Consider the following 8,287-nt stretch of genomic DNA (forward strand, 5'->3'; position numbering starts at 1 on the left):
CGCCAACTGCCTTCTGCTGTTAGAATATCAGGTTTTGGCCCAGACCAAAGATCACCGAAACGGCAATCCAAAGGATCAAATTCAATCGGAAAGTTGAAGTCTTTTGCCAAGGAGCGAATCAAAGAGGCATCGCCCTCTTTCCCTTCCCCCCGCGGCAAACGAGTCAAAGCAACCAGCAAATCATCCAGAAGACGCCCTTCCGGGGCCAGACCAAAGATATGCAAGCCATCTCGGATCTGCATTTCTTTCAATTCGCAAAGATAATTATCCAGCTTTGAAAGCGCAGCATCTTCATCATCAGACTGATCAATACCACAATCCTTGTCCAGACCGATCCGCTGTGTGATTTTGAGAATCTCGTCTCGCAAAACTTTCAGACGGCGAGGATCAACCCCTGCGGCTTCGTAGTATTCATCACAAAGCTGCTCTAGGTCAGCCAAGGGACCGTAAGATTCAGCCCGCGTTAACGGAGGTGTCAGATGGTCAATAATTACCGCCTGGGCACGTCGTTTTGCTTGTGTACCTTCCCCGGGGTCATTCACGATAAAGGGATACAGATGCGGCGTTGGCCCAAACACAGCTTCCGGAAAGCACTCCTCAGAAAGCGCCAACGACTTCCCGGGCAACCACTCCATATTTCCGTGTTTGCCCATATGGATGATGGCATCAACCTTTTCTTCCTGTCGCAGCCACGCATAAAAAGCCAGATACCCATGAGGCGGGACCAAATCGGGATCATGATAGGTTTCTACCGGATTGATATTATATCCACGCGCGGGTTGAAGACAGATAATGATCTCGCCACAATGAAACGCAGAGACAGCAAAAGCATCAGCATCCGGCATAAAAAAGGGATCTTTTTCAAAGGCACCCCATCTATCTTCAATAGCTGATTTGACTTTAACAGACAGCCCATCCCAGAACTGTTTGTAGGCACTTAACGAAATCTTTGATCGAATGACACGACCATCAATTGCCGCATTGGTTGGCCCCTCTGCCATCCGTTCAACCAAAGCATTCCCATCCACAGGAATATCAGAAACATTGTAACCTGCATCAAGCATTGCCTGTAAAAGCTGAATTGTACCGGCTGGTGTATCAAGGCCAACACCGTTCCCCATACGGCCATCCCGATTGGGATAATTCGCCATGACTACCGCGATTTTGCGTTCAGAGACTTCTTTGTTCCTGAGCTGTAACCATGCCCCAGCTAAATCAGCAACAAAATCAATCCGGTCAGCGACTTCCTGATAGCTGACAACAGAGCTTTGGGTTACGTCGTCATAACGGGCTTCTGACTTAAATGAAACCGCACGGGAAAGGATGCGTCCATCAACCTCTGGCAGTGCAACATTCATTGCGATGTCTCGAGCAGAAAGACCACTTAAGCCTTCTCGCCACCCTGCCTCGTTCCCACCAGAGAAAATCACCTGCAAAATAGGGGCATCAACAACATCGAAAGGCGTTTCTTTTCGAGCCGCGCCGGGGGTTGAAATCGCAAAACCCGTCGCATTCAGAATGAGCCCAGTATCTGCATCTTTTAACAGTGTACTGACGATACCTGCCGAAATCGGTTCTTTTAGCGAGGCGCAATAGATGGGTAAGGGATTAATGCCCTTTTCCCGTAAAGATTTGATCAAGGCATCAACCGGCGTCAGATTTGCAGCCTGTAAAAGCGCGCGATAAAAAACAATCGCTGCGACAGGTGCATCCGCTATCCAATCATTTCGCAAATCATCCAATTCAGGATTGTCACGTCCGGGCCAGTAAATACCGGATCGCAATAATGGCTTGGGCTCCACCCAATCAAAATCGAGATCAATCAACCCCGCAAGATAGCACAAAAGATTACGAGAATTATCCGGCCCACCGTGAATGAGGTATTGCCAAACGCGGTGATAAACATCCCGCGATACTGTTGAATGAGCAGCAAGTTCTGCATCGGGTTGATCATCACCCGGTAACAACACAAGCGGAATTTTCTTTTGCTTACAAATTACCCTGAGCTGCTCAACACCATACGGCCAATACCCCGCACCGCCAAGTATCCGCGCCACAACAACCTTGGCATTGGCTATAATATCATCAACATACAGATCGACTGACATGTTATGAGATAACTGCATCAAATTTGCCAACCGAAGAGACGGGTAAGTATCGCCAATTACCTGCCTCGCCTGAACCAGACTAGCCAGTTCGGTATCTGCCGCAGATACAATAACAATATCTCCCGGCGTTTGCCCCAGGTCGATTGCTTCGGATCCATCAGCGATTGCCCCGGGTTGGGCTTGTAACAGATGCATAGAGTATTTCTCTTGGTTCGGGTTCTCGTAATCCTGACTTATCTCTAAGTTTTGGATTGATATTTATGTTATGCAACACCGGAACCGGAAGAGTTATATCCCGCCCCGGTGTTATATTATTTAGGCCGCGATCTCAGCACGAATAGCCGCTTCATCCATATCATGATCACCAATGATCACTAAACGAGAACGGCGCTCAACGCCTTCTGACCATTCCTGATCAAAATAATGCTGGAAACGACTGCCCACGCCCTGAATGACAAGGCGCATATCTTTATCAGCCACAGCAGCAAAACCCTTCACACGAAGAATGTCGTGCTCTGCCACAATCGGAAGCAGCTTTTCAATCAAGGCTTCAGGATTTGCAATCTCGCCCAACTCAACCGCAAAGCTTTCGAAATCATCATGGTCATGTTCGTGCCCATCATCATGATGTGAAGGCCGAGAATCCAGATCATCCTCAGCTGCAGCCTCAAGACCAAGCAGAACAGAGGCATTAATCTCACCATGAGAAATTTTCACGATTTTCACTTCGGGGCGAATTTCTTTCCGGATTGCCGCAAGGACGGTATCCATATCACCTTCGTTGAGCAGATCTAGCTTGTTCACAACAACCATGTCAGCACAGGCGAGCTGTTCTTCGAAAAGCTCTTCCAAAGGGCTTTCGTGATTAAGGTTTTCATCTGCTTCGCGCTGTTGCGCAATTGCTTCAGGATTTGTTGCAAACAGGCCATCGGCGACAGCTCTGCCATCAACCAACGTAATGACACCATCAACGGTTATCCGGGTACGTATTTCCGGCCAGTTAAAGGCTTTGACTAATGGTTTGGGCAAGGCAAGCCCTGATGTTTCAATAATAATATGATCCGGGGGTGTTTCGCGATTTAAAAGCTTTTCAATTGTCGGAATAAAATCATCCGCAACGGTGCAACAGATACACCCATTAGCAAGTTCCAGCACATCATCATCATTGCACCCTTCAATGCCACAACCTTTGACAATGTCACTATCAACACCAAGATCACCAAATTCATTAATAATAAGCGCAATTTTTTTCCCACCAGCAGTCTTCAAAAGATGCTGTATTGTCGAAGTTTTACCAGCCCCTAAAAAACCTGTAATAACAGTGGCTGGAATTTTTGCTGCTTGAGACATACTTTAAAATCCTGCTTTAAAATTTAGTCAACACATACCGCAGATGGTTTCACCTGCATTGGCAATCCTGACACCATAAATGTTACGGAAGGAACTACTGCAGCAAGGCGCTGATGTAAACGTCCTGCATAGTCCCTGAAATCTCTGGACATCTTGTCCATGGGAACAATTCCTAAACCGACTTCATTTGAAACTAACACAACAGGGCAAGACAACTCGGCCAAAGACGCGACCAATTGTGCACCTTCTACGTCAGGATCACGACCTTCCATCATCAGGTTTGTCACCCAAAGAGTTAGGCAATCGACGAGAATAGTTGCATCTGGCCTCTGTATACGTTTCAGGCATTGCACTAAATCCAGTGGCTCTTCAAAGGTCGTCCACTGTTCGCCTCGACGCTCTTTATGTTCATCAATCCGGTCCCCCATCTCATCATCCCAGACCCTGGCAGTCGCAACGTAAAGACAGGGGCCACCCTGCCCCTCAACCATCTGTTCGGCATAGCTGCTCTTTCCTGAACGGGCCCCGCCCAAAATCAACGAATGAGCCGGTGCAGTATTTTTTTCTACCATCACTTGGAACTCTCAATCTTTACAGGAAACATACCGCTTTCTAAAAATTATCATCTATTCTTTTCTCTTGGACATAAAGTTGTTGCAAGGCAAATATCAAAAACGGTTAATATGAATAAAACCATCGACAGTTCCCGACATTCCATGCATTTTCTATCAGCAACATGCAGTGACGATTGGCTTTAAGTGCAATGAACAAACCAGATTTCAACGATAATTTTTGCAACAAATTAACCGAACTGCTCGAATGGCGCAGGGATGTGCGCCAATTCAAAACTGATCCGCTGCCTGACGGCACGCTGGACGAGCTACTGGATCTCGCCTGTCTTGCTCCATCGGTGGGAAACAGCCAACCCTGGCGCTATGTGTTGGTCGAAAGTGACGCTAAGAAAAAAGAAATCAAAGAAAACTTTGAACGCACCAATGCACAGGCTCTTGAAGGTTATGACGGAGAAAAAGCACAGTTATACGCCAGCCTTAAATTATCAGGCATGGATCGCGCCCCAATACAGCTGGCAGTTTTCGCTCATGAAGAAACCGACCAAGGTCATGGCCTTGGACACCAGTCCATGCCTGAAATGTTACGATACTCAGCTGTTTTATCGGTCCACACTCTCTGGCTTGCTGCACGCGCAAAAGGCATTGGCCTTGGATGGGTCTCAATCATCGATCCAGATGCGGTAAAGCAGACATTAGAAGTACCCAACGAGTGGACATTAGTAGCCTATTGCTGCATAGGCTACCCAACCGAAGAAAAAGATACGCCCGAGCTGGTAACTCTCGGTTGGCAGGACAGATTAGGTGATTGCCGGAAACTTCTTATCAAATAAAAAATGCCCGCTTAAGCAGGCATTTTTACTATTCGAAACCCAAACACTATCAAAATCTAAGAAAGAGATTTAGAGGCAATCTCATAAACATCATTAGAGAGATTTTCAGTATCCAGAATGCGCTGCAGCTCCGTTTTCATCATTTTTTGATGTGTCGCATTCATCCGTCGCCAGCTTCCCAATGGTGCCAGAATTTTTGAGGCAACCTGTGGATTGATGCTGTTGAGGCGAATAATGCTATCGGCCAAGAAACGGTAACCTTCACCATCTTCAGCATGAAAACGAGCAGGGTTTGCACCAGAAAATGCTCCGATAAGAGCTCTGACTTTATTCGGGTTCTTATAAGAGAAGGCTGAATGCGAGAGTAGTTTTTTCACTTCGTCCAATGCATTTGGTATTGTTGATGTGGCCTGAACAGCAAACCATTTGTCCATCACCAGAGTATTATCGGCATAACGGCTTTCAAATTCGCTTAATGCCTTTTCCCTTTCCTCACCGGGGATATCAGCAAGTAACGACAACGCAACCATTCGATCCGTCATATTGTCCGAGGTGTCAAATTGCGCGACAACAAGCTTTAAACACTCGGGATCGTCAATAACTGACAAGTACCCAAGTGCTGCATTACGAAGGGCACGACGCCCCGCAGATATGGAGTCCGGGCTATAAGGCATGGTGTCATTAGCAACCAAATACAGATCTTTAAACTGCTCAAACAAAGCCTTTGCAATACCCACTTTGAAAACAGACCTTGCTTTCTCTACTGCGGCGAAATCAGCGACTTCCATTTGTTCAGTAACATAATCCACAGAGGGTAAGGTTAACATCTGTGCTAAAAACGCAGGATCAAGAGACTTGTCAGCAATATTCAACGCGACTTTTTCTGCGTACTGAGCATCAAATTTCGGGCTTCCACCTTCTTGAATGGTTTGCACCATCTTAAGGATTAATCTGGAAGCATAAGTTTGCGCCGCATCCCATCGGCTAAATGCATCCTTATCATGTCCCATCAAAAAACCAAGATCTTCAGTTGTATATTTTGTCGACAGCTTAATAGGTGCCGAAAAATTTCTATTCAAAGATGGGGTTGGACGTTGATGAACATCGATAAATTTAAAGGTTTGGTGTTCCTGGTCAAAGCGGAGTGTACAGCGGCTGGTTACCGGACCGTCATCGCTCTCGCCTTGAAGTTTTAGGGACAGCTCTTCACCATTCTCACCAATAAGACCAACAGTAAACGGAATCAGCAAAGGCTGTTTTGTTTTCTGGCCCGGAGTTGGTGCGGTAAGCTGATCTAACGTCAACGTAAAGCTTTTTTCTTCTGCGTCATAGGACCAGCTAGCTTCGACTTCTGGCGTTCCAGCTTGACTATACCACAAACGGAAGTGATTAAGGTCGACCCCGTTCGCATCCTCCATTGCTGCAACGAAATCATCACAGGTTACAGCCTGATTATCATGTCGTTTAAAATAAAGATCGAGTCCCTTTCGGAACCCCTCTTTCCCAAGAATCTCAGCCATCATACGAATAACTTCGCCACCTTTTTCGTACACCGTAGAGGTATAGAAATTATTTATCTCGATATAAGATTCCGGTCTGATCGGGTGAGAAAGAGGTCCAGAGTCTTCGGGGAATTGTCGTGCACGTAATGTACGCACATCCTGAATTCGTTTTACAGGGGCAGACCGCATGTCTGCTGTAAATTCCTGATCACGATAAACCGTCAAACCTTCTTTCAAACTCAACTGAAACCAATCACGACAGGTAACACGATTTCCTGTCCAGTTGTGAAAATATTCATGGGCAACAATGGCTTCAATACGCTCAAATTCCATATCAGTTGCAGTATCAGGGCTTGCAAGTATGCATTTGGAGTTAAAAATATTAAGGCTTTTGTTCTCCATCGCCCCCATATTAAAATCACTAACTGCAACAATGTTGAATATATCCAGATCGTATTCCAACCCAAACCGATCTTCATCCCATTTCATTGAACGAATAAGGGAATCCATAGCATAGGCACACTTATCTTCGTTCCCATGCTCAACGAAAATTTTCAGGGTTACATCTTGACCAGAACGTGTTTTGAAAACGTCTTCGTGACAAGCCAAATCCCCTGCTACGAGGGCGAATAGATAGCTCGGCTTAGGAAAGGGATCATCCCAACGGGCCCAATGACTTCCATCTTCATTGACACCTTGATCAATCAGGTTCCCATTTGAAAGCAGGATAGGATAACTTGCTTTGTCTGCATGCACTGTCACGGTATATGTTGCCATAACATCGGGACGATCGGGATAAAATGTTATACGACGGAAACCCTCGGCCTCGCATTGCGTGCAGAAATTCCCTCCTGACAGGTAAAGTCCTTCAAGCTTTGTATTCTGGACTGGGTCAATGAAGGTAACGATCTCCAGTTCACCCTCCGCCGGAAAGTCAGGAACTGTAAGAGAAAACTCATTAAGCAGATATTCATCAGTGCTCAACACGCGTCCATCAATAGAAACAGAATCCAAACGCAATTCATCCCCATCCAAAACCAGAGGCTTTTTGCTATTTGAATTTTGTCTAATTTTTATTTTTGAATGAACTTTCGTTGCTTCAGGCTTAAGGAAAAACGCCAAGTCTACATGGTCGACTAAGAAAGCTGGCGCTACATAATCTTTTAACTGCGTAGCTTTCACCTGTGCGTTTTTCATAATTCCTCACCAAAAAACAACTTTAATTTATACAATATAATCTTTGCCTAATACTATTAGGCAAAAGAGGAAACAGCAACGTTAAAACCGCTGTTCCAAATTGTTAGATAGCATATTTGATTATTGGAATCATTTAATATTGGGTTATCGCCACCCAAAGACACCCAAGGATAAAATCTCTTAGTGTTTCCTTTTCTCAAAAACTTATAAGCAATGTGCGTATCGGAAAATTTAGTGAAAACACGGTATAAGCCGCACGAACACACTGAGAAGAAGCTGAGATGAAATCTTTTTTGGTATTGCTGATTTATTCAGCCGCGAGATGTTTCATTTTTGCAAACTGTGCATTAAATGATTTCTCTTCATCAAGCATATCTTTGATGTCACAACCGCACTTTCCGCACTGTGGTGAACAATCCATTGCTTTATATACGCCCGCAACAGAAGACGCACCTAAACCTACCGCGTTTTTTACATCTTTTTCTGTAAAACCATTACATATACAAACGTACATTTCTTTTCTCGCCATTGAGAATGATTTTCATCCACGCCCCATACATAATGTAAATGAGAATTGATTGCAAATATATTAATGATGTATTTTGAATAAAAAATCCCTCTTATCTTCTTATGAAGAAAAATAAAAAGAGGGTGTAAATGTTAGAATTATCATTTATTGAGAGAAATACAGCTTATTAGGAGAACACCTTGTCATTTCTTTTATCTCG

6 protein-coding genes are annotated in these 8,287 nt (G+C 44.9%); 1 reads left to right on the forward strand and 5 read right to left on the reverse strand.

The genetic code is table 11. The features are described 5' to 3' along the window. The 3 genes from cobN to cobU form a co-directional block, all read right to left on the reverse strand. Window positions 1–2,303: cobaltochelatase subunit CobN (gene cobN / locus Q0241_RS19330; protein WP_299380735.1), on the reverse strand; the 2,303-nt coding region annotated here is incomplete at its 3' end. 120 nt (window positions 2,304–2,423) lie between these two features. Further along, window positions 2,424–3,458 (reverse strand): cobalamin biosynthesis protein CobW, encoded by a 1,035-nt coding sequence (gene cobW, locus Q0241_RS19335; RefSeq protein WP_299380736.1) that lies wholly within the window; start codon window positions 3,456–3,458, stop codon window positions 2,424–2,426. Between the two features lie 23 nt (window positions 3,459–3,481). Further along, window positions 3,482–4,030 (reverse strand): bifunctional adenosylcobinamide kinase/adenosylcobinamide-phosphate guanylyltransferase, encoded by a 549-nt coding sequence (gene cobU / locus Q0241_RS19340; RefSeq protein WP_299380737.1) that lies wholly within the window; start codon window positions 4,028–4,030, stop codon window positions 3,482–3,484. A 191-nt stretch (window positions 4,031–4,221) separates the two neighbouring features. Between cobU and bluB the strand changes: the two genes are divergently transcribed. Continuing rightward, complete coding sequence (bluB, locus tag Q0241_RS19345; protein WP_299380738.1) at window positions 4,222–4,860, forward strand: 5,6-dimethylbenzimidazole synthase; 639 nt, start codon at window positions 4,222–4,224, stop codon at window positions 4,858–4,860. Window positions 4,861–4,916: 56 nt separating this feature from the next. Here the strand turns inward: bluB and pepN are convergent, their stop codons facing one another. Then, window positions 4,917–7,559, reverse strand: a complete 2,643-nt coding sequence (pepN, locus tag Q0241_RS19350; protein WP_299380739.1) for an aminopeptidase N — start codon at window positions 7,557–7,559, stop codon at window positions 4,917–4,919. 307 nt (window positions 7,560–7,866) lie between these two features. Beyond that, entirely contained in the window at window positions 7,867–8,088 is a 222-nt protein-coding gene (locus Q0241_RS19355; protein WP_299380740.1) for a (2Fe-2S)-binding protein, read from the reverse strand. Between the last annotated feature and the right edge of the window lie 199 nt (window positions 8,089–8,287).

The organism is uncultured Kiloniella sp., from assembly GCF_937128705.1.
In the GTDB taxonomy this organism is placed as follows: domain Bacteria; phylum Pseudomonadota; class Alphaproteobacteria; order Kiloniellales; family Kiloniellaceae; genus Kiloniella.

Coding starts and splice junctions, on each gene's coding strand:
- bluB (WP_299380738.1), top strand. CDS start 4,222: ATGAACAAACCAGATTTCAACGATAATTTTTGCAACAAATTAACCGAA.
- cobU (WP_299380737.1), bottom strand. CDS start 4,030: ATGGTAGAAAAAAATACTGCACCGGCTCATTCGTTGATTTTGGGCGGG.
- cobW (WP_299380736.1), bottom strand. CDS start 3,458: ATGTCTCAAGCAGCAAAAATTCCAGCCACTGTTATTACAGGTTTTTTA.
- pepN (WP_299380739.1), bottom strand. CDS start 7,559: ATGAAAAACGCACAGGTGAAAGCTACGCAGTTAAAAGATTATGTAGCG.
- Q0241_RS19355 (WP_299380740.1), bottom strand. CDS start 8,088: ATGGCGAGAAAAGAAATGTACGTTTGTATATGTAATGGTTTTACAGAA.